This is a genomic window from Vibrio sp. 10N.222.55.C6 (genome assembly GCF_041473395.1).
Lineage (GTDB): Bacteria > Pseudomonadota > Gammaproteobacteria > Enterobacterales > Vibrionaceae > Vibrio > Vibrio crassostreae_C.
On the sequence record NZ_JBFRSD010000138.1, the window covers coordinates 1 to 445 of the forward strand.

General features: G+C 43.8%; 1 pseudogene. It reads right to left on the reverse strand.

The annotated features are described in order from the left end of the window. A pseudogene (locus tag AB4486_RS22925) lies at positions 1–445 on the reverse strand (IS3 family transposase); the annotation flags it as partial.

Sequence of the window (445 nt, forward strand, 5' to 3'; positions counted from 1 at the left end):
CTTTACGATTCCTGTGTTTTGGCACTTGGCAGCTCACTAGACCAAGGGCTTTCATGAACTTCGTTGCTCTGTAGCGACTCAGGTTAGTTCCCTGACTCGTTATTATGTCAGCAATGGTTCTCGCTCCCGCAGAACCGTTGCTTGCGGCATATGCCTCGCTAACTAAACTACGGAGCTTTGCTGTTTCGGCATCAATTTCTACTGGACGTTTTCGCCAGTAGTTATAACTGCTTCGATGAACATTGAACACTTCACATAATATTTTTACGCTGTGGCTCTGCTTGAGTTTCTTGATTATCAAGAATTGTTCAGTGAGTCCGACATCAACAGAGCCGTGGCTTTTTTTAATATTTCATTATGCTCTTCAAGGCGAGCTAACTTCTTTTTTAATTCACGTATTTCAATTTGCTCAGGCGTCATCGGCGATGCTTTAGGTGCTTTCCCC